Origin of the sequence: Pseudomonas sp. NFPP25 (assembly GCF_900116505.1) — a bacterium.
Taxonomy (GTDB): domain Bacteria; phylum Pseudomonadota; class Gammaproteobacteria; order Pseudomonadales; family Pseudomonadaceae; genus Aquipseudomonas; species Aquipseudomonas protegens.
The window spans coordinates 199,238-219,526 of record NZ_FPBG01000002.1; the positions used below are offsets into that span (position 1 = coordinate 199,238).

General features: G+C 62.1%; 18 protein-coding genes and 1 pseudogene. 11 read left to right on the forward strand and 8 right to left on the reverse strand.

Annotated elements, in window-relative coordinates:
- Positions 1-7 precede the first annotated feature (7 nt).
- Together BM382_RS07880 and BM382_RS07885 are read right to left on the reverse strand one after the other, a co-directional pair.
- A complete protein-coding gene (locus BM382_RS07880) occupies positions 8-3,103 on the reverse strand; it encodes a multidrug efflux RND transporter permease subunit (RefSeq protein ID WP_072442544.1) in 3,096 nt (1,031 codons plus the stop codon).
- The gene (locus BM382_RS07885; RefSeq protein ID WP_072442546.1) at positions 3,100-4,260 is read right to left on the reverse strand and encodes an efflux RND transporter periplasmic adaptor subunit; all 1,161 of its coding nucleotides are present in this window, start codon (positions 4,258-4,260) and stop codon (positions 3,100-3,102) included. Before BM382_RS07885 ends, BM382_RS07880 begins: the two co-directional genes overlap by 4 nt.
- 213 nt (positions 4,261-4,473) lie before the next feature.
- Between BM382_RS07885 and BM382_RS07890 the strand changes: the two genes are divergently transcribed.
- Together BM382_RS07890 and BM382_RS07895 are read left to right on the forward strand one after the other, a co-directional pair.
- Positions 4,474-4,719: a hypothetical protein gene (locus BM382_RS07890; protein ID WP_011063296.1), complete on the forward strand. Its 246-nt coding sequence runs from the start codon at positions 4,474-4,476 to the stop codon at positions 4,717-4,719.
- A 158-nt stretch (positions 4,720-4,877) separates the two neighbouring features.
- On the forward strand, positions 4,878-6,461 hold the full coding sequence (locus tag BM382_RS07895) for a methyl-accepting chemotaxis protein (protein ID WP_015636920.1): 1,584 nt from the start codon (positions 4,878-4,880) through the stop codon (positions 6,459-6,461).
- Positions 6,462-6,492: 31 nt separating this feature from the next.
- Here the strand turns inward: BM382_RS07895 and BM382_RS07900 are convergent, their stop codons facing one another.
- From BM382_RS07900 to norR, 5 genes are all read right to left on the reverse strand, one after another.
- Positions 6,493-7,242 (reverse strand): YkgJ family cysteine cluster protein, encoded by a 750-nt coding sequence (locus tag BM382_RS07900; RefSeq protein WP_072442548.1) that lies wholly within the window; start codon positions 7,240-7,242, stop codon positions 6,493-6,495.
- A gap of 91 nt (positions 7,243-7,333) precedes the next feature.
- Positions 7,334-7,660 carry a hypothetical protein gene (locus BM382_RS07905; protein ID WP_011063293.1) on the reverse strand — a complete coding sequence of 109 codons (327 nt, stop codon included), beginning with the start codon at positions 7,658-7,660 and terminating at the stop codon, positions 7,334-7,336.
- Between the two features lie 98 nt (positions 7,661-7,758).
- The gene (locus tag BM382_RS07910) at positions 7,759-8,238 is read right to left on the reverse strand and encodes a GNAT family N-acetyltransferase (RefSeq protein WP_072442550.1); all 480 of its coding nucleotides are present in this window, start codon (positions 8,236-8,238) and stop codon (positions 7,759-7,761) included.
- 3 nt (positions 8,239-8,241) lie between these two features.
- On the reverse strand, positions 8,242-9,144 hold the full coding sequence (locus BM382_RS07915) for a chemotaxis protein (RefSeq protein ID WP_072442552.1): 903 nt from the start codon (positions 9,142-9,144) through the stop codon (positions 8,242-8,244).
- Positions 9,145-9,321: 177 nt separating this feature from the next.
- A complete protein-coding gene (norR, locus tag BM382_RS07920; RefSeq protein WP_015636917.1) occupies positions 9,322-10,878 on the reverse strand; it encodes a nitric oxide reductase transcriptional regulator NorR in 1,557 nt (518 codons plus the stop codon).
- A 156-nt stretch (positions 10,879-11,034) separates the two neighbouring features.
- Here norR and hmpA point away from each other — a divergent pair, with 156 nt between their 5' ends.
- Together hmpA and BM382_RS07930 are read left to right on the forward strand one after the other, a co-directional pair.
- Complete coding sequence (gene hmpA, locus BM382_RS07925) at positions 11,035-12,216, forward strand: NO-inducible flavohemoprotein (RefSeq protein ID WP_072442554.1); 1,182 nt, start codon at positions 11,035-11,037, stop codon at positions 12,214-12,216.
- 363 nt (positions 12,217-12,579) lie between these two features.
- Positions 12,580-13,089, forward strand: a complete 510-nt coding sequence (locus BM382_RS07930; protein ID WP_011063288.1) for a disulfide bond formation protein B — start codon at positions 12,580-12,582, stop codon at positions 13,087-13,089.
- A gap of 574 nt (positions 13,090-13,663) precedes the next feature.
- On the opposite strand, the pseudogene BM382_RS32230 reads toward BM382_RS07930, so the two are convergent.
- Positions 13,664-13,858: pseudogene (locus BM382_RS32230) on the reverse strand (hypothetical protein); the annotation flags it as partial.
- A 27-nt stretch (positions 13,859-13,885) separates the two neighbouring features.
- Between BM382_RS32230 and cyoA the strand changes: the two are divergent.
- The 7 genes from cyoA (at position 13,886) to queC (ending at position 20,242) form a co-directional block, all read left to right on the forward strand.
- Positions 13,886-14,830: a ubiquinol oxidase subunit II gene (gene cyoA / locus BM382_RS07940; protein WP_011063287.1), complete on the forward strand. Its 945-nt coding sequence runs from the start codon at positions 13,886-13,888 to the stop codon at positions 14,828-14,830.
- A 3-nt stretch (positions 14,831-14,833) separates the two neighbouring features.
- Positions 14,834-16,852, forward strand: coding sequence for a cytochrome o ubiquinol oxidase subunit I (gene cyoB / locus BM382_RS07945; protein WP_011063286.1), 2,019 nt, complete (start codon positions 14,834-14,836; stop codon positions 16,850-16,852).
- A gap of 3 nt (positions 16,853-16,855) precedes the next feature.
- Entirely contained in the window at positions 16,856-17,482 is a 627-nt protein-coding gene (locus BM382_RS07950; protein ID WP_011063285.1) for a cytochrome o ubiquinol oxidase subunit III, read from the forward strand.
- Complete coding sequence (gene cyoD / locus BM382_RS07955) at positions 17,483-17,812, forward strand: cytochrome o ubiquinol oxidase subunit IV (RefSeq protein ID WP_011063284.1); 330 nt, start codon at positions 17,483-17,485, stop codon at positions 17,810-17,812.
- A gap of 10 nt (positions 17,813-17,822) precedes the next feature.
- A complete protein-coding gene (gene cyoE, locus BM382_RS07960; protein WP_011063283.1) occupies positions 17,823-18,710 on the forward strand; it encodes a heme o synthase in 888 nt (295 codons plus the stop codon).
- A gap of 158 nt (positions 18,711-18,868) precedes the next feature.
- The gene (locus BM382_RS07965) at positions 18,869-19,423 is read left to right on the forward strand and encodes a cytochrome b (protein WP_011063282.1); all 555 of its coding nucleotides are present in this window, start codon (positions 18,869-18,871) and stop codon (positions 19,421-19,423) included.
- 120 nt (positions 19,424-19,543) lie between these two features.
- Positions 19,544-20,242: a 7-cyano-7-deazaguanine synthase QueC gene (gene queC, locus BM382_RS07970; protein WP_072442940.1), complete on the forward strand. Its 699-nt coding sequence runs from the start codon at positions 19,544-19,546 to the stop codon at positions 20,240-20,242.
- Positions 20,243-20,289 lie beyond the last annotated feature (47 nt).

Genomic DNA, 20,289 nt, shown 5'->3' on the forward strand with positions numbered 1-20,289 from the left:
ACCCGCCTCAGGTAGTGGTGGCCGGCAACAGGGCCGGCTGGGGCCGGTGGAACAGCCGCTCAAGCCACAAGTATATGACCGGCGTGGTGAACAGCGTCAGGGCCTGGCTGACCAGCAGGCCGCCCACCACGGCAATCCCCAGGGGCTGGCGCAGTTCGGCGCCGGCGCCGTAGCCGAGCATCAGCGGCAGGGCACCGAGCAGGGCGGCCAGGGTGGTCATGATGATCGGCCGGAAGCGGGTGATGCAGGCCTGGTAGATCGCCTCCTCGGGAGGCAGGCCGCCGTGGCGCTGGGCTTCCAGGGCAAAGTCGATCATCAGGATGCCGTTCTTCTTGACGATGCCGATCAGCAGCACCAGGCCGATCAGCGCCATGATGGAAAAGTCCTGGCCGCACAGCCAGAGCATCAGCAAGGCGCCCAGCCCGGCCGAGGGCAGGGTGGAAATGATGGTCAAGGGATGCACGAAGCTTTCGTACAGCACCCCGAGAATGATGTACACCGCCACCAGCGCCGCCAGGATCAGGTACGGCTGGCTGGCCAGCGAGCTCTGGAAGGCCTGGGCCGCGCCCTGGAAATTGCCGCTGATGGCCGTTGGCATGCCGATCTCGCTCTTGGCCTGGTTGAGCAGGATGACCGCATCGCCCAGGGCCACGCCGGGGGCCAGGTTGAAGGACAGGTTGGCCGCCGGGAACATGCCGTCGTGGGCAATCGACAGCGGGCCGATGGTGGGCGCATCGAAGCGCGCCAGGGCAGAGAGCGGGACCATTTCTCCGGTCAGCGGCGAGCGCAGGTAGAAGTAGTTGAGGCTCTCGGCCTTGCCCCGTTGCTGGGTGTCGAGTTCAAGGATCACGTTGTACTGGTTGATCTCGGTCTGGAACTCGTTGATCTGGCGCTGGCCGAAGGCGTCGTACAGTGCCTCGTCGACATCGCTGGCGGTAAGGCCGAAACGCGCGGCAGCCGTGCGATCGATCTGGATGTGGGTGATGCTGCCGCCCAGTTGCAGGTCGTTGGAGATGTCACGGAAGGCCGGGTTGCTGCGCAGCTTTTCCGTCAGGCGCTGGGTCCAGGTGCTCAGGGTCGGGCCGTCGTTGCTTTTCAGTACGTACTGGTACTGGGCGCGGCTGGGACCAGAGCTGAGGTTGATGTCCTGGCCGGCCCGCAGGTACAGGACAATGCCGGGCACCTTCATCAGTTGCGGGCGGATGCGGTCGATGAAGGCACTGGCAGACACGTCCCGGTCGCCACGGTTCTTGAGGGAAATCCAGAAGCGGCCGTTGGCGATGGTCTGGTTGCTGCCCGAGACCCCCACGGAGTGGGAGAAGGCCTGCACTGCCGGGTCGGCGGCGACGATCTCGGCCAGCGCCTGGTGCTTTTTCACCATGTCCGGGTAGGAAATGTCCGCCGCAGCCTCGGTAGTACCGAGCACGAAGCCGGTGTCCTGCACGGGGAAGAAGCCCTTGGGGATCAGGATATAGCCGGCAATGGCCATGCTCAGGGTCAGGCCGAAGATCCCCAGCATCAGTTTCTGGTGGGCCAGAGCCTTGCGCAGGCCGCGCTCGTAGACCGCCAGCAGGCGCTCGCCGAAGCCCGGCTTGGCATGGGCCGGGTGCACCGGCGCGCGCATGAACAGGGCCGCCAGGGTGGGGGCCAGGGTCAGCGAGACCACCACCGAAATCATGATGGTGGAAGTGGCGGTCAGGGCGAACTCCTTGAACAGCCGGCCCACCACGCCGCCCATGAACAGCAGGGGAATGAACGCCGCCACCAGGGAGAAGCTGATGGAGACCACGGTGAAGCCGATCTCGCCGACGCCCTTGATTGCCGCCTCGCGCATGCCGTCGCCGGCTTCCAGGTGGCGGTGGATGTTCTCCACCACGACGATGGCGTCATCCACCACAAAGCCCACGGCCACGACAATGGCCACCAGGGTCAGGTTGTTCAGGCTGAAGCCCAGCACGTACATCAAGGCGAAACTGGCGGTCAGGGATACGCCCAGCACCGCGGAGACGATCAGGGTCGCGGACCACTGGCGCAGGAACAGCGCCATCACCGCCACCACCAGCAGCACGGCGATCAGCAGGGTGATCTCCACTTCGTGCAATGAGGCGCGGATGGTCTGGGTCCGGTCCACCAGCACCTTGACCTGCACCGAGGCCGGGAGCATGGCCTCCAGGCCTGGCAGGGCAGCCTGGATGCGGTCCACGGTCTCGACGATATTGGCGCCGGGCTGGCGCGAGATCACCAGGTTGACCCCCGGTTGGTCGCCGGACCAGGCCTGGACGTAGGCATCTTCCGAACCGTTGACTACCCGCGCCACATCCTGCAGGTGCACGGGGGCACCGTCCTTGTAGGAAACGATCAACTGGCCGTATTCCTCGGGATGGAACAACTGGTCGTTGGTGGACAGGGTGGAGATGCTCGACTCGCCATACAGTGCACCCTTGGCCAGGTTGAGGCTGGTCTGCTGGATCGCCAGGCGGATGTCGGCCAGGGTCAGGCCGATGGCCGCCAGTTTGTCCGCCGAAGCCTGGACCCGGATCGCCGGGCGCTGCTGGCCGGTGATGTTGATCTGGCCGACCCCGTCGATCTGGCTGATCTGTCGGGCCAGCAGGGTTTCCGCGTAGTCACTGAGCTCGGTGCCGGGCATCTGCGTCGAACTGATGCTGAGGATCAGCACCGGGCTGTCCGCCGGGTTGACCTTCTTCCAGGTGGGCAGGGTGGGCATGTCCTTGGGCAACTTGCCAGCGGCGGTGTTGATCGCCGCCTGCACTTCCTGGGCGGCGGTGTCGATGCTCTTGTTCAAGGTGAACTGCAGGGTCAGCAAGGACGAGCCCAGGGCGCTGCTGGAGGTCATCTGGGTCATGCCGGGAATGGCGCTGAATTGCACCTCCAGGGGCGTGGCCACGGAAGAGGCCATGGTGTCCGGGCTGGCACCGGGCAGGGCGGCGGACACCTGGATGGTCGGGAACTCGGCCTCTGGCAGCGGAGCCACCGGCAGGCGCGGGAAGGCAATGGCGCCCAACAGTACCAGGGCGAAGGTCAGCAGAACGGTGGCGACCGGATGGTCGACGCACCAGGCTGACACCGAGCCATGGCCCTTCATGGCTGGGGCTCCGTCGCCTGTACCACCTGGGGTGGATCGCTCAGTACCTGGACCTGGGAGCCGGGCTTGAGCCGCGACTGGCCGTCACTGACCAGCACATCGCCAGCCTGGACCCCGGAGATGATGTTCAACCCGCTGTCCTGATACACCACCTGCACCGGCACGACTTCCACCTGCTGGCCCTTGACCCGGTACACGAAGTGCTGGTCCAGGCCGCGCTGGACCACGGTCGGCGGTACGGTGAGGGCGTTCTGGTCCAGGGCGGTCTGGATTTTCACCGTCACCAGTTGCCCGGGCCACAGCTGCTGCTGGGCGTTGCTGAACTCCGCCTTGGCGCGGATGGTGCCGGTCCCGGCGTTGATCTGGTTGTCGATCAGGGTCAGGTGGCCGTTGCCCAGCAGGGCCCCGGCGCTGTTGCTGTCAGCGCCGAGGAAGGCCTTGACCGCCGCCGGGTCCTGGGCGCGGATCAGTTGCTGCAGGGTTGGCAGCATTTGCTGGGGCAGGGAAAACTCCACGGCAATCGGGTCGATCTGGGTCACCGAGAACAGGCCCTGGGTATCGCTCATGCGCAGGAAGTTGCCTTCATCAACGGTACGAATCCCCACCCGGCCGCTGACGGGAGAGCGGATCTGAGTGTAGGAAAGCTGTACCTGAGCGGCATCAATGGCAGCCTGGTTACCCTGGGCCGTGGCGTTGAGCTGATTGACCAGGGCCACTTGCTGGTCATAGGTCTGCTTCGAGATGCCGTCATCCACCGACAGCAGCTTGTAGCGCTTGAGGTTGATCTGGGCCACCTGCAACTGGGCCTGGTTCTGCGCCAGCTGGGCCCGGGCCTGATCGAGGTTGGCGCGTATCGAACGATCATCGATGGTCGCCAGCAGGTCGCCGGTCTTGACCAGTTGCCCCTCCTTGACCAGCAGCCGGGTCAGGATGCCATCCACCTGTGGGCGAATCACCACGCTGTGCAGCGACAGCACCGTGCCGATGCCGCTGGCGTAACGCGGCACATCCTGCTGGTGCACGCTGACCACCCGTACCGGAATGGCCGTGGGCGCGGCCAGCTTGGCTGTGGCGGGCTTGTTCAGGAACCACGCGAGGCCGGCGATGAGCACCACGAGTACCGCTGCGGTCACGACTGTTTTCTTGGCAATGGGCATGGGGAGAGAGCGCCGGGCAATGATGTCGGAAGGATGGCCATGATCTGGGCACAGTTATAGCCCGACAACCCGGTCAGCACCGTGACGGCCAGCTGTCAGCGCTGTCAGAAAACTCCCGGTGGGCCCCGATCAAAGATGGCTGGCGCACAGGTATACTGGCGCCCACTGCGGCCTGCACCCCGGCGCGGATTTCCTTTCTCTCCTGGAGTTTCCATGACTTCCCCTGCACAACCCGCTGCGGATGACGCCCTGAACGTCGACCCGGCCGCCGACGCAACCGCTACCGACACCCCGAGCACAGCGGCGATCCCGGCGTTCAAGTTTCCCTTCAAGCCTTCCGAGTTTGCTCCTGCCAAGAATGCACAGCAGCCCTGGTACAAAAATGGTGCCAGCAACGGACACACCAAGACCCCCGGCGCAGCGCCTCCCGGCACTCGTCGCTCCATGGGCAAACGCTGATATCGCCGACATTCGCAGAAAAAATCCCGATTTGCGCTTTTTTAATCGCAATGATGGCTAATTGCTTTAAACCTGAGCTGGATCAGTATTTGTGGCATCAGTGCGCTTAGAGTCAGCACCCCTGCCGACTCCACCCAACACATACGAGCGCGCTATCCATGAAGATCAACCTTCCGGTTACTGGGCGAAACGTGGACTTTGCCCCTGATGCGAATATCCTTTCGACCACTGATCTGACTAGCGCGATCACCTACGCCAACCCTGATTTCATCAAGATCAGTGGCTACAGCCGTGAGGAGTTGCTGGGCTCGCCGCATAACCTGTTGCGCCACCCGGACATGCCCTCCGCAGCCTTCGCCCACATGTGGCGCACCCTCAAGCGCGGCCGTTCGTGGATGGGCATGGTGAAGAACCGTTGCAAGAACGGCGATCACTATTGGGTCAGTGCCTATGTCACGCCCGTGACCCGCGATGGCCAGGCGGTGGAATACCAGTCGGTGCGCACCAAACCCAGCGTCCGTCAGATCGAGGCGGCGGAGCGGGCCTATGCCCAGCTCAACGGTGCCGGCCCCTCGTGGTGGAGCCTGTTGCCGGTGATCAGCCTGCGGTTGCGTCTCTGGGCCTCCATCAGCGCCGGCTTCATCGGCAGCTACGGCGTTTCAGTGTGGCTGCTGCCCGAATCCTGGATGGTCCAGGGGGCCGTGATGGCCATGGGGTGGTGCCTGAGCCTGACGGCGGTCGGCGTGCAAGCGCGGCCACTGGATCGATTGGCCGAGCGCGCCCGGCAGATCGGTGACAACCCCTTGAGCCAGGGCATCTATACCGGCCGTACCGACGAGTTTGGGCGCATCGAGTTCGCCCTGCAGATGCTCGAAGCCCAGGTGGGCGCGGTAGTGGGGCGCATCGGCGATGCGTCCCAGCGCCTGGAGGGGCATGCCGCGGAACTGGTGGAGCATCTGCACAGCAGCCACAACAGCACCCTGGAACAGCAGGCGGAAACCGATCAGGTGGCGGCGGCCATTCACCAGATGGCGGCCAGCGTCGCCGAGGTCGCCACCCATGCCCAGCAGGCCTCGGTGGCAGCGGACCAGGCGGAAAGCGAAACCCGTGAGGGCCACCTGCTGGTGGGCGAAAGCCGCAGTGCGGTGCTGCGACTGGCCAGCGAGCTGGAGCGGGCCACCGAGGTCATCCATCAACTGGAAAGCCATAGCACCGATATTTCCGGGGTGCTGGAGGTGATCCGCAGCATCGCCGAGCAGACCAACCTGCTGGCCCTGAATGCGGCAATCGAGGCGGCGCGGGCCGGGGAGCAGGGCCGGGGTTTTGCCGTGGTCGCCGATGAAGTGCGCGGGCTGGCCCAGCGTACCCAGGATTCCACCAACGAGATCCAGCGCATGATCAGCACCCTGCAAATGGGCGCGCGCAATGCGGTGGAGGCCATGCAGCACAGCAGCCAGCACCTGGAGAGCAGTGTCGACCAGGCCAAGCGCGCGGCGGTGGCCCTGGACGGCATCAGCCAGCGGGTCAACCAGATTACCGAGATGAGCTTGCAGATCGCCGCAGCGGTGGAAGAGCAGAGCGCAGTCAGCGAGGACATCAACCGCAACATCATCGGCATTCGCAATGCCTGTGAGGCGACCGTCAGTGCCGGCCAGCTCAGCCACGTCAACTCAGGCGACGTGGCCGGGCTGGCGGGGGACTTGCGGCAACTGGCCCTGGAGTTCTGGCACAAGCGCGGCTAGGGCTGTTCGCCGACCCGCCGTTGTCCGCGGCTCAGGCGGCGCGCAGGGAAATGAAGGCGTAGTCCAGAGGCGTTTCACTGACCACCTGGGCACCGGCGGCCTGGACCTGACCGGCGATATCGTCTCCGGACAGGTGAAAGCGCCAGGGCTGGCCCGGTGTTCCGGGTGGTGCAGCCTGGACCTGGTCGATGGCGTTAGCCAGGGCGCCCATGTCCGGCAGGTAAGCGGTGAAACCGTCGCCCTTGAGCGCTGTGGTGCGAATGCCCAGCAAGGCGCAAATGGCCTCCTTGGTGTGGATGTCGTCACGGTCGGCCTGGCGCGAGCGGCGGATCAGCTCGGCCAGCTCCTGATCCACCAGTTCATTCCCCAGAATCAGTTGCGGGCCCTGTTCCCAGGATTCCGGCGGGCATTCCTTGGCCTGCGGGTTGAGGGGAATGTGCGGATTGATTTCCATGGGGTAGATGCGGCACACCAGTGGCCGGCGCTGGTAGATGCGGCAGAGCTGGTCTTCGTCAAGATTCCGGCAGGGGCCGACGTTGTAGGCGGCGAAGGTGATCGCCACATAGGCTTCGGTGGCGCCACTGCGGACCCGGCAGGAACGGCGTTCGGCGTGCTCGCGCTGCTGCATCGGCAGCCCCAGGCCATTGCCGAGGAAGGCTTCCACCAGAATGATCACCTGGCCGCCGTCGGCCGCCCAGTCGCGGGCTTCCAGCAGGGTCAGGGGCACGTGGTGATCGTTGCAGCATTTGCCGCAGCCGACGCAGGAAAACTGAGTGTTCATTGCACGAAGCGCCTTGTGGATCAGCAGGAGTCAGGTGGGAAAACCGTCATGGACGCTACCCGGGGCTATGCCGAAGCAAGTTATGCGCCATTCACCGGGCCTTGAGGGCCGGCCGGATCGAGTCCCACTCGCTGACCGCAGCCTGGCCGGTCTGCCTGTTGTACAGGCACAGTTCGATGCCCGATTGGCCGTGCATGTGTTTCTGCGGGTAGCGGCCTTGCAGCAACAGGGCGCTGACGCCGACCTGGTCGGGAAATTGCGCGATGGTTCCCACGGGTTTGGGGTTTTGCAGGCCGCTGGCCTGGGTGCAACTGATTCGGATGGCCTGCTCCAGGGCGGCCCAGGCATCGTCGCTGGAGGCGCTGGCCTGGCCGGTGAGGGTGGCCAGGCAGAGCAGGCACAGAGTCTTGGCGTTCATGGGGGGCGGCTCCTTGGGGCGCAGGGGCTTTGGGATCGCCGGGGCTGATCCGGCCGTTCGCAGCCTTCGGCGGCGGCTACAGGATAGTGACCGGCGGATCAGTCGAGGGTTTCGTGACGCACGATGTACATGCCGACGCTTTCGTAGAGGCGCCGGGCCCCCAGGTTGCCTTCCAGTACCCGCAGATCGACGCAGCCTTCCCGGCGTTCGGCGAACAGGATGAAGGCTTGCTGCAGCAAGGCGCGCCCCAGGCCCTGGCCGCGCGCTCGGGGGTGTACCACCAGGTCCTTGATGTAGGCGCTGGTCCAGCACTGGGCGACGCCGATCACACCTTCGGCATCCCGGGCCACCAGGCACAGTTCGGGGTCGTATTCGGCATCGCTCTCGAAGGCTTGGCGCCAGCTGTCCAGCACCGGGACGTCGCCGCCACCGTCCTGGTAGCCCAGATGCATCAACTGATGCACAGCCTGCGCATGCTCGGGGCTGTAGTTGTACACAGTGACGCCGGCAGGCCACTGCGGCGCTGCCAATGGGGTAGTGAGATCGCGGCGCATCAACAAACAGTGGATCTGGCTCATGCCTCAGGCGCCCTGGGTGGCAATGGTCTTGGCTGCGTCGATCAGGCAGCGGGTCAGTTCGGGCGAGGAAAACTTGGTGAGCACGGCGTTGGCACCGGCCACACGGGCTTTCTCGCTGTTCATGGCGCTGTCCAGGGAGGTGTGCAGCAGCACGTAGAGGTGGGCGAAGTCCGGGGTTTCCCGCAGGGTGCGGGTCAGGGCGTAGCCGTCCATCTCCGACATCTCGATGTCCGAGACAATCAGGTTGATCTCGTTGGCCGTGCCTTGCAGTTCCAGCAGGCAGTCGATGGCTTCCTTGGCGCTGCGGGCGGTGTGGCATTGCAGGCCGAGGTTGCGCAAGGTGTGTACCGATTGCTGCAGTGCCACCTGGCTGTCGTCCACCACCAGGATCCGCGCGTTGCCCAGGGCTTCGGCGTCTTCCATGCTCAGCTCGGTGGGCGCCATCTCGATCTGGGCCGGGGCGATGCCATGGATCACTTTCTCGATATCCAGTACCTGCACCAGGGTGCCGTCCATTTGGGTCACCCCAGTGATGTAGGACCGCAAGCCGCCGGAACCGAAGGGCGGTGGACGGATATCGGTGGTCAGGCAATGCACGATCTTGCTCACGGCCTGCACGTGCAGGCCCTGTTTGGAGCGGCTGACGTCAGTGACGATCAGGCAGCCGCTGTCGGGGTCGGCCAGGGGCCGCTCGCCGATGGCCCGGCTGAGGTCGATCACCGACAGCGAGTTGCCCCGCAGGGTGGCGATGCCTTTCACGTGGGGGTGGGATTCGGGCAGCTTGGTCAGCGGCGGGCAGGGAATGATTTCACTGACTTTAAGCAGGTTGATTGCCATCAGCTTGCCGCTGCGCAAGGTAAACAGCAGAAGCGATAGCGAATCTGCGCGGGCTTTGTTGGAGGACATAAAAACCTTCTCTGGAGAAAATTGGCTCGTGGCACGGGCCACGGACAACCATTGATAACGGGTTATCGACGTGTTCAGGGCTGGCTTTAGCGGTGTTCCCGCTTTCCGTCGGCGGCGCGACCCTGGCCGGCAAGCCGGCTCCTGCAGAGGGGCGGGGCGCTTTGTCGGCGCTGGCGTTTACCGCAGGCCCAGGCGCTTGGCCAGGCGGCTCAGGTTGGCCCTGTCCAAGCCTAGCTCACGGGCGGCGCTGGCCCAGTTGTGCTGGTGCCGCTCCAGGCAACTGCTGATCAGTTGGCGCTGGTAGTGGTCGGTGGCCTGGCGCAGGTCGCCGGCTACGGCAGGCATGGCCTGGGTTGCAACAGCAGGCTCGACGGGGGCGCTGGTTCTTTCGCTGGCCCGGGGCAGGTCCAGATCGCCGGCATCCAGGCTGAGGATCTTCGGTCGCTCGGGGTGGTTGCCCAGCGCTTTCAGAGCGCTGCGCCCGATCAAGTGCTCCAGCTCGCGAACGTTGCCCGGCCAGTGGTAGGCCAGCAGCGCCTGTTGCGCCTCAACGCTCAGGCGCAGGCTGCCCAGGCCCATGCGCGAGCGGTTCTGTTCCAGGAAGTAGCCACTGAGCAGCAGCACATCGCGGCCGCGCTCGCGCAGTGCCGGCACCCGCAGGGGGTAGACGCTGAGACGGTGGTAGAAGTCGGCACGATAGCGGCCGTTGCGCACTTCTTCCGCCAGATCGCGGTTGGTGGCGGCAATCAGGCGCACGTCGACCCGATGCTCCTGGTCCGACCCCAGGCGTTGCAGTTGGCCGCTTTGCAGCACCCGCAGCAGTTTGGCCTGTACTGTCAGCGACAACTCGCCCACTTCATCGAGAAACAGCGTGCCGCCATTGGCCAGTTCGAATTTTCCCCGGCGATCCTGGGTGGCCCCGGTGAAGGCGCCGCGCACGTGGCCGAACAGCTCGCTCTCCACCAGGGTGTCGGGCAGGGCCGCGCAGTTGAGGCTGATGATCGGCTGCTCGGCCCGGGGCGAAGCCGCGTGGATAGCCTGGGCGACCAGTTCCTTGCCGACGCCGGTTTCTCCGGTGATCAGCACCGTCAGGTCGCTGCCGCCCACCAGCTTGATTTCCTCCAGCAAGCGTTTGTGGGCCTTGCTCTGGCCGATCATCTCGCGGTTCTGCCCACTGGCCTGGCGATAGACCTCGGCCCGCTGGTGCTCGTTTTCGGCGCGCTGGGCCAGGCGTTCGATGCGCTGGGCGGCGCTGACCGTTGCGGCGGCGAGGCTGGCGAAGGCTTGCAGGGCATCCAGCTCAATGGGTTCGAAGCGCTGCGGGTCCAGGGCATCGAGGGTCAGCAGGCCCCAGGGGCGCTCGTCGACGAACAGCGGGCAGCCCATGCAGTCATGCACTTCCAGGTGATCATCGAGCCCTTCCACCAGGCCGTCGTAGGGGTCGGGCAAGTCGCTGTCGCTGGCAAATCGGGTCGGGCCCGGGCTGCTGAGCAGGGCGGCGAAGCGCGGATGCTCGCTGACCTTGAAACGGCGGCCCAGGGTGTCGGTGCTCAAGCCGTTGACCGCCAGGGGCACCAGCCACTCGCCATCCAGGCGTAGCAGTGCGGTGGCATCGCAGGGCAGCAGGGCGCGCAGAGCTTCCAGCAGGCGGCGATAGCGCTCGCCTTCGGGCAGTTCGCGGGACAGGTCGGTGACCAGGGGAAGCAGGGCGGTGAGCAGGGATTTTGCAGTCATAATGACTCCATGGTGTCTTAATGACTATAAAAGACAGAGTGTCTTTATGACTATATTTATTTTAACTTGTTGATATTTAACGGATTTATTTATGGCACGAAAACTGATTAGGCATAGGAAACCTGCAAGCAGTCATAAAGTCCAGGAGTTGTCCTTATGCTAAGCGTTCAAGATCGTGCCATTATCAAAGCCACTGTGCCCCTGCTCGAAAGCGGCGGCGAAGCCCTGATTACCCACTTCTACCGGATGATGCTCTCCGAGTACCCGCAAGTGCGGCCACTGTTCAACCAGGCGCATCAGGCCAGCGGCGATCAGCCCCGGGCCTTGGCCAATGGTGTTCTGATGTATGCCCGGCACCTCGACCAACTGGACCAGTTGGGGGACCTGGTGGCCAAGATCATCAACAAGCACGTCGCCTTGCAGATCCTTCCGGAACATTACCCCATCGTTGGCGGTTGCCTGCTGCGGGCCATTTCCGAAGTGCTGGGCAGCGAGATCGCCACCCAGGAAGTGATCGATGCCTGGGCCGCCGCCTATAACCAGCTGGCGGATATCCTGATCGGCGCCGAGGCGGCGATCTACGACGAGAAAGCCCAGGCGCCCGGCGGCTGGCGCGGTGCCCGTGAGTTCCGGCTGGTGCAGAAGGTGGAAGAAAGCGCGGAAATCACCTCCTTTTATTTCGAACCGCTGGACCAGGGGCCGATCCTCGCCGCTGAACCGGGGCAGTACATCGGTTTGCAGCTCTTTATAGGGGGCGAGGAAATCCGTCGTAACTACTCCCTCTCGGCACTTTCCAACCAGGGCCAGTACCGCATCAGCGTCAAGCGCGAAACCGGCGGCGTGGCCTCCAACTACCTGCATGACCAATGCCCGGTGGGCACCAGCGTCATGCTGTTCCCTCCTGCGGGGGAGTTCACCCTGGCGGCCAGCGACAAACCGCTGGTGCTGATCAGCGGCGGGGTGGGCATCACTCCAACCCTGCCGATGCTGGAGGCGGCGCTGGCCACCGAGCGTCCGGTGCATTTCATCCACTGCGCCCGCAACGGCCAGGTGCATGCCTTTCGCAACTGGGTCGATGAACTGGCCCAGCGGTATCCACAGCTCAAGCGCTTCTATTGCTACGCCGAGGATGACGGTGTCAGCCCGGCGGCGGACAAGCTGGGCATGCTGACCCGCGAGCAACTGGCCGAGTGGCTGCCGGAGCAACGCGACCTGGACGCCTACTTCCTCGGGCCCAAGGGTTTCATGGCCGCGATCAAGCGCCACCTTCAGGCCCTGGGCATTCCCGAGCAGCAGAGCCGCTATGAGTTCTTCGGTCCGGCAGCGGCCCTGGAATAACCACCCCGGCCGGCTCCCCTCGGGCGCCGGCCTTTTCTCTCTCCCCTTCGTTTCATGTCGCTCCGGCATTCGCTGATTTTCCCGAAACCGCCTTTATTCTCGGCGTATTTGGTATGGCGGTTAATCCACTCTTAACCTGCTTGTCGCTATTGTCCGCAACTGGCAAAGCGCCCGAAGCCGCGTTGCAGTGGCGCTGTACGTCCCTGCATTCAAAGGTCATGTTCAACGTGTAGACTTCCCGGCAGCCGGGTGTGCCTCTGCGAGCATTGGCCTGCACGCGATCGACGGGTTCATCGAAGACAATCTCGGTCTGCCGCCTCGGGTCTCGGGGGCAGGCTGAACACAACAGAAAAAGGAATAGGGATGAGTGACGACAGACTGGGTTTGGGACGCGAACGGCGTTTCCTGGTGCTGCTGGGGATTATCTGCCTGGCACTGATCGGCGGAGCCCTGTACATGCAGGTGGTGCTGGGTGAGGCGCCGTGCCCGCTGTGCATCCTGCAGCGTTATGCCTTGCTGCTGATTGCACTGTTTGCCTTCATCGGCGCGGCCATGAGTTCGCGACGTGGGGTCACGGTCATGGAAACCCTGGTGGTCATCTGCGCCCTCGCCGGCGCGGGCGTGGCGGGGCACCATGTGTACACCCAGTTCTACCCCTCGGTGAGCTGTGGCATCGATGTACTGCAGCCGATTGTCGACAGCCTGCCGTTGGCCAAGATCTTCCCCCTGGGCTTTCAGGTGGACGGTTTCTGCTCCACGCCGTACCCGCCGATCCTCGGTCTGTCCCTGGCCCAGTGGGCGCTGGTGGCGTTCGTGCTGACGGTGATCCTGGTGCCTCTGGGTGTGGTACGCAATCGCAAGAAAACCTACTGATTCACTCGTAAAAGCCCCGGCTCCCCATGGGAGGGCCGGGGCTTTTTTGTGCCGTTCATTCGGCACCTGAAAAGTCCGTGATTTGCGGCAAGCGCAGGTGCGGCAAAAGTGCGACATGTTGTCACAGTGCCGCGGTCGCAGAGGGGCGGTTGAGTCGCTGCAACAGACTGCATTCTGGCGCGCTGGTTCAATGAGAGCCTGTCAGTTTGTGTACGCGAGCCTGTCGGCCGAGAACCATAGCCTGCTATCGATACAAATCTTCACAGCGCCCGTTTTACAAGGGGTGAAGCCTGATGGAAGGCGGCCCTCAGGGGGGATCGAGAGTCCTGGAAGGTGGGTGTTTCAGGTCCTTTTTGGGGCTTTTTGTTGCAAATGAAAATCGCTATGATTGCGATCCTTCGCAACAATCATGAGGGATTGTTGCGCCATGGGATAAAAATTATTTCGGGATAAGACATGGTTTATAAAACGCGACATATCTACAATCGCCCGCACTGAATTTCCGACGCTGCTCAACCCTGAGCACACGAGGACGGTCGAGGGGCGGATAGAGCGCTCCATGCGACTGCGGGTGTCGGCGCCTTCCAAACTTCCGCACCAAATGGAATTGGTCTGTAACAAGGCCTTTGACCACGAGATCGAATAAGAACCACTGCTAGCCCGGGATGTGTCGTTGAGCGCTTAACGCAACGGGCAGGCCCTTATTCAATTGAAGAAAAATGCCAACCCTTGGCAGGGTGAAGTGTTGGCGATCAAAACCCAACTGCATTGCGCAAGCTGCTTTAGAGGTCGTGAGATGAGTAAAAACAGGTACCCCAGATTACTAGGCTTATTGCCGCTGCTCGGCATGTTAATGCTGGGAGGCTGCAAGTGGACCTTGCTCGATCCCAAGGGTCAGGTCGGTCTGGATGAACGAAACCTGATCATCACGGCAACCATCCTGATGCTGCTGGTGGTTGTGCCGGTCATCATCATGACCTTCGCCTTCGCCTGGAAATACCGCGCCTCCAACAAGGACGCGACCTACGCGCCGAAGTGGTCCCACTCCACCAAGATCGAGATCGCGGTGTGGCTGGTTCCGGTGCTCATCATCATTGCCCTGGGTTATGTCACCTACAAGTCGACCCACGCCCTGGACCCGTACCGTCCGCTGGATTCCGACGTCAAGCCAGTGACCATCGAAGTGGTCGCCATGGACTGGAAGTGGCTGTTCATCTATCCCGACCAAGGGATCGCCACCGTCAACAAGATCGTTTTCCCGGCCCATACCCCGGTGAACTTCCGCGTGACCTCCGACACCGTGATGAACTCGTTCTTCATCCCGGGCCTGGGCGGCCAGATCTACGCGATGGCGGGCATGACCACCAAGCTGCACCTGATTGCCAACCAGAACACCGAACTTGAAGGCATCTCCGCCAACTACAGTGGCGCGGGTTTCACCGGCATGAAGTTCAAAGCGATCGCTACCAGTCAGGAAGATTTCGACGCCTGGGTAAACGAAGTCAAGAAGGCACCTAAACAGCTGGACACCGCTGAATACGAAGCCCTTTCCAAGCCAAGCCAGAACAATCCTGTAGAGCTCTACTCCGCCTACGCGCCAAACCTGTTCCAGACCGTCATCGACAAGTATGAAGGCATGAAACCGGGCAAGCCGCTCAAGCACGAGAAGAAAGAAAAGGAAGTGGCCGCAACGGAAGGGATGGACGTGAGTTCGCATTCAGCTGCCGGGGCAGAGGAGTAAACGATGTTTGGTAAATTAAGTCTGGAAGCGATTCCGTTCCACGAGCCGATTGTCATGGTCACCGTTGCCATGATTCTGCTCGGTGGCGTGGCGCTGTTCGCGGCAATCACCTACTTCAAGAAGTGGACCTACCTGTGGACCGAGTGGCTGACGTCCGTCGACCACAAGAAAATCGGTGTGATGTACATCATCGTCGCCATGGTCATGCTGCTGCGTGGTTTTGCCGACGCCATCATGATGCGTACCCAGCTGGCCATGGCCACCGAGGGTTCGCCTGGCTACCTGCCACCTGAACACTATGACCAGATCTTCACCGCTCACGGTGTGATCATGATCATCTTCATGGCGATGCCATTCTTCACCGGCCTGATGAACCTTGTCGTGCCGCTGCAGATCGGCGCGCGTGACGTGGCCTATCCGTTCCTCAACTCCCTGAGCTTCTGGCTGCTGGTTTCGGGCGTGGTGCTGATCAACCTGTCCCTGGGCGTTGGCGAATTCGCCAAGACCGGCTGGGTTGCCTATCCGCCGCTGTCGGGCTTGCAATACAGTCCGGGCGTGGGTGTGGACTACTACATCTGGGCGCTACAGCTATCAGGGCTGGGGACAACGCTGACGGGGGTCAACTTCCTGGCCACCGTGCTGAAAATGCGTACCCCGGGCATGAAGATGATGGACATGCCGATCTTCACCTGGACCTGCACCTGGGCCAACGTGCTGATCGTGGCTTCGTTCCCGATCCTCACCGCTACCCTGGCACTGCTGACGCTTGACCGTTACATGGATTTCCACATTTTCACCAATGAACTTGGTGGCAATCCAATGATGTACGTGAACCTGTTCTGGGCCTGGGGTCACCCCGAGGTGTACATCCTGATCCTGCCGGCGTTCGGTATCTTCTCCGAAGTGATCTCGACCTTCTCCGGCAAGCGCCTGTTCGGCCACCATTCGATGATCTACGCTTCCGGCGCGATCTCGGTACTGGGCTTTATGGTCTGGCTGCACCACTTCTTCACCATGGGTTCGGGGGCCAGCGTCAACGCCTTCTTCGGCCTGGCGACGATGCTGATCTCGATTCCGACGGGGGTGAAGCTGTTCAACTGGCTGTTCACCATCTACCACGGCCGTCTGCGCATCACCAGCCAGGTTCTGTGGACCCTGGGCTTCATGGTGACCTTCGCCATCGGCGGCATGACTGGCGTACTGCTGGCCATTCCGGGTGCCGACTTCGTTCTGCACAACAGCCTGTTCGTGATCGCTCACTTCCACAACGTGATCATCGGCGGCGCGGTATTCGGCTACATCGCCGGCTTCAGCTTCTACTTCCCGAAAGCCTTCGGCTTCAAGCTGCATGAAGGTTGGGGCAAGGCTGCGTTCTGGTTCTGGATCTCCGGCTTCTTCGTCGCGTTCATGCCGCTCTATGCACTGGGCTTCATGGGCATGACCCGTCGTCTGAACGCCACCACCAACCCTGAGTGGGTGCCGTATCTGTACGTCGCCATGGTAGGTGCGGTGATGATCGCCGTGGGTATCGCCTGCCAACTGATCCAGCTGTACGTCAGCGTGCGTGACCGCAAGCAGAACATGTGTGTATCCGGCGACCCTTGGAACGCCCACACCCTGGAATGGTCGACCTCGTCGCCACCTCCGTTCTACAACTTCGCGGTACTGCCGAAAGCCGAAGGCATCGATCCGTTCACCGAAGCCAAGGAAAACGGCACTGCCTACGCGCAGCCTGGCCGCTACCAGCCGATCCACATGCCCAACAACACCGCTACCGGTCTGGTCATGGGTGCTCTGCTGACCGTGTTCGGTTTCGCCATGATCTGGCACATCTGGTGGCTGGCCATCGCAAGCCTGGCCGGCACCGTGATCTATTTCGCGATCCACGCTGCCCGTGATGATCAAGGCTACATGGTGCCGGTCGAAACGATCGAGCGCATCGAAGCCGAACAGCACAAGCGTCTGGTATCGGAGAACAAGATCCCGGCTACCCGTGTTGAAACCTCGTTGGAACAGGCTTAATCCATGTCGAACTTAGTGACCAATGCTGGACACGCCCATGTCGATGACCATGGGCACGATGACCATCACCACGACTCGGGCGAGATGACCGTATTCGGTTTCTGGCTCTACCTGATGACCGACTGCATTCTGTTTGCGTCGATCTTCGCGGTATACGCGGTACTGGTTAACAACGTAGCGGGTGGCCCGTCGGGCCACGACATCTTCGAACTGCCATACGTACTGGGTGAAACCGCCCTGCTGCTGTTCAGTTCGATCACCTACGGCTTCGCCATGCTGGCGTTCTTCCGGGGCAACAAGAAGCAGGTACTGGGCTGGTTGGCCATGACCTTCCTGTTTGGCCTGGGCTTCATCGGCATGGAGATCAACGAGTTCCACCTGCTGATCTCCGAAGGCTATGGCCCTAGCCGTTCCGGCTTCCTGTCCGGGTTCTTCACCCTGGTCGGTACCCACGGTCTGCACGTGACCAGCGGTCTGATCTGGATGGCGATCATGATGTACCAGGTGCAGAAAAACGGCCTGACGGCGACCAACAAGACCCGTCTGAGCTGCCTGAGCCTGTTCTGGCACTTCCTGGACGTGGTGTGGATCTGCGTATTCACCGTTGTTTACCTGATGGGGACTATGTAAATGGCCAACACACACTCCCACGACGAAGCCGGTCACGGCAGCGTCAAGTCCTACGCCATCGGCTTCATCCTGTCGGTCATCCTGACACTGATCCCGTTCGGCCTGGTGATGTACCCATCGCTGCCCAAAGACGTGACCCTGTGGATCGTCCTGGCGTTCGCAGTCATCCAGGTGCTGGTGCACCTGGTGTACTTCCTGCACCTGGACCGTTCCGAAGCACAGCGCAACAACGTGGTGGCGTTCATCTTCGCCGCGTTGGTCATTGTTCTGCTGGTTGGTCTGTCGTTGTGGATCATGTTCAGCATCCACACCGTCATGATGGCGAAGTGAGGTAAACCCGATGTCGCTCAAGCACTTTATCCAAATCACCAAACCGGGGATCATTTTCGGTAACGTGCTTTCTGTGGCAGGCGGGTTCTTCCTGGCCTCGAAAGGGCATGTCGATCTGGCCATTTTCCTGGCCGCCATGATCGGCACCTCGCTGGTGGTAGCGTCCGGTTGCGTGTTCAACAACTGCATCGACCGTGACATCGACCTGAAGATGGAGCGCACCAAGAACCGCGTGCTGGTCCAGGGCCTGATTTCCCTGGAAGTGGCACTGGTCTACGCCTCTATCCTCGGTGTCGCCGGCGTCGCCCTGCTGTACTACGTGGCCAACCCGTTGGCCGCGTTGTTCGCGGTAATCGGCTTTGTCATCTACGTCGGCTTCTACAGCCTGTACCTCAAGCGCAAGTCGGTTCACGGCACGCTGGTGGGCAGTCTGTCCGGGGCCATGCCGCCAGTGATCGGCTATGTCGCGGTCAGCAACAGCTTCGACATGGCTGCGCTGACCCTGCTGGTGATGTTCAGCCTGTGGCAGATGCCGCATTCCTACGCTATCGCGATCTTCCGCTTCAACGATTACCTGGCCGCATCGATTCCGGTGCTGCCAGTGAAGCGTGGCATCCGCGTGGCCAAGAAGCACATCCTGCTCTACATCCTGGCATTCCTGGTGGCGACCCTGATGCTGACCTTCAGCGGTTACGCCGGCATGAGCTACCTGGCGGTAGCGGCGGCCATGGGCATGTACTGGTTGTACATGGCCTGGACCGGCTACAAGGCAGTGGATGACACCGTGTGGGCGCGCAAGCTCTTCGTGTTCTCGATCTTCACCATCACCGCGCTGAGCGTGATGATGTCGGTGGATTTCAAGGCCCCGACCGAGCTCCTGCTGACCTACGCACACTAAGCTGTCCAGGCCACAGGAAAAGCCCCGCCTTCGCAAGAAGCGCGGGGCTTTTTTCATTGCGCGGGGTTGATGGTCACATCATTTAAAGTTTTTCGGCCCGAAGGCCTGGCCTGGCCGGGTAAAATGCGCCGTTCGTGGATAGAACCTGAGTGGATGCAATGGAAAACCGTATTGAACTGTACGACTCGAAGGCGCGCTATGGCGTCATCAGTCGCGGACTGCACTGGGCCATGGCCCTGGCCTTTGCCTGGATCTACAGCACCACCAGTGCGCATTACCTGCTGGCCGATTCGGCCCTGGACAAGTTCCTCTGGCCGACCCACAAGCAAGTCGGCCTGCTGTTGATGGCCCTGCTGCTGGTGCGTGTGCTCTGGAGCCTGTTGAACCGTCATCGCCGGCCGCCGAGCCTCAACCTTGCAGCAACCCTGGGGCATGGGCTGCTGTATGCCGGGATGTTTGCCATTCCGTTTCTCGGCCTGTTGCGTCAGTACGGCTCGGGTCGCGCCTTTTCCGCCTTCGGTCTGCCGGTAATGAACGGCTTCGACGGGCCGAAGATCCAGTGGATGACCGAGCTGGGCAACAATTTCCACAGCCTCCTGGGCTGGACCCTGCTGGTGCTGATCGTCGGCCATGTGGCGGCGCTGATCCTGCACTGCATCAAGGGCCAGGGGCATATTCTGCGGCGCATGGCCGGCAGTGCACGCTCGGCGTGAGCCGCGCACCCGAACACGGAAAAGCCCCGCCTTCGAGAGACGCGCGGGGTATTTTATTGAGAGCCCTTGCGTGGGCTGCCCAACTATTCAAATGACCCAACTCATGCAGGAAGCAGAATGATGAAGAAAACAGCGGTTATCGTGTTCAGCGGCGGACAGGACTCGACAACCTGTCTGATCCACGCCTTGCCGCTCTATGACGAAGTGCACTGCATTACGTTCGACTATGGCCAGCGGCACCACGCGGAAATCGAGACCGCGCAGCGGCTATCCAAGCAGCTGGGGGCGACCGTGCACAAAGTGCTGGACGCTTCGTTGCTCAACGAACTGGCGATCAGCAGCCTCACTCGGGACAACATTCCGGTGCCCACGGTGAACAGTTCAGGCGAGAGCTTGCCCAGCACCTTTGTACCCGGAAGAAACATCCTGTTCCTTACCCTGGCCTCTATCTATGCCTATCAGGTAAAAGCCGAGACCGTGATTACCGGAGTGTGCGAGACCGATTTCTCGGGTTACCCCGATTGCCGCGATGAATTTGTAAAGGCATTGAACAAGGCCCTCGAACTGGGCATGGAGTACAAGTTGCACCTCGAGACTCCACTGATGTGGCTGAACAAGGCAGAAACCTGGGCTCTGGCGGACTACCACAATCAACTGGAGCTGGTTCGCGAGCAAACCCTGACTTGCTACAACGGCATCATGGGCAGTGGCTGCGCCAACTGCGACGCCTGCAATCTGCGGGCAAAAGGCTTGAACGCTTATCTGGAGAACAAGACGCAAGTCATGGATAGCCTGAAGAGCAAGATGGGTCTGAAGTGAGGATTTGAGCAGCTTGCTGCCCTTGGAGCCCAACACTGAACCTGCCT

Coding starts and splice junctions, on each gene's coding strand:
- cyoB (WP_011063286.1), top strand. CDS start 14,834: ATGTTTGGTAAATTAAGTCTGGAAGCGATTCCGTTCCACGAGCCGATT.
- BM382_RS07895 (WP_015636920.1), top strand. CDS start 4,878: ATGAAGATCAACCTTCCGGTTACTGGGCGAAACGTGGACTTTGCCCCT.
- cyoA (WP_011063287.1), top strand. CDS start 13,886: ATGAGTAAAAACAGGTACCCCAGATTACTAGGCTTATTGCCGCTGCTC.
- BM382_RS07915 (WP_072442552.1), bottom strand. CDS start 9,144: ATGTCCTCCAACAAAGCCCGCGCAGATTCGCTATCGCTTCTGCTGTTT.
- BM382_RS07930 (WP_011063288.1), top strand. CDS start 12,580: ATGAGTGACGACAGACTGGGTTTGGGACGCGAACGGCGTTTCCTGGTG.
- queC (WP_072442940.1), top strand. CDS start 19,544: ATGAAGAAAACAGCGGTTATCGTGTTCAGCGGCGGACAGGACTCGACA.
- BM382_RS07910 (WP_072442550.1), bottom strand. CDS start 8,238: ATGAGCCAGATCCACTGTTTGTTGATGCGCCGCGATCTCACTACCCCA.
- cyoE (WP_011063283.1), top strand. CDS start 17,823: ATGTCGCTCAAGCACTTTATCCAAATCACCAAACCGGGGATCATTTTC.
- cyoD (WP_011063284.1), top strand. CDS start 17,483: ATGGCCAACACACACTCCCACGACGAAGCCGGTCACGGCAGCGTCAAG.
- BM382_RS07885 (WP_072442546.1), bottom strand. CDS start 4,260: ATGCCCATTGCCAAGAAAACAGTCGTGACCGCAGCGGTACTCGTGGTG.
- BM382_RS07900 (WP_072442548.1), bottom strand. CDS start 7,242: ATGAACACTCAGTTTTCCTGCGTCGGCTGCGGCAAATGCTGCAACGAT.
- BM382_RS07950 (WP_011063285.1), top strand. CDS start 16,856: ATGTCGAACTTAGTGACCAATGCTGGACACGCCCATGTCGATGACCAT.
- hmpA (WP_072442554.1), top strand. CDS start 11,035: ATGCTAAGCGTTCAAGATCGTGCCATTATCAAAGCCACTGTGCCCCTG.
- BM382_RS07965 (WP_011063282.1), top strand. CDS start 18,869: ATGGAAAACCGTATTGAACTGTACGACTCGAAGGCGCGCTATGGCGTC.
- BM382_RS07890 (WP_011063296.1), top strand. CDS start 4,474: ATGACTTCCCCTGCACAACCCGCTGCGGATGACGCCCTGAACGTCGAC.
- BM382_RS07905 (WP_011063293.1), bottom strand. CDS start 7,660: ATGAACGCCAAGACTCTGTGCCTGCTCTGCCTGGCCACCCTCACCGGC.
- BM382_RS07880 (WP_072442544.1), bottom strand. CDS start 3,103: ATGAAGGGCCATGGCTCGGTGTCAGCCTGGTGCGTCGACCATCCGGTC.
- norR (WP_015636917.1), bottom strand. CDS start 10,878: ATGACTGCAAAATCCCTGCTCACCGCCCTGCTTCCCCTGGTCACCGAC.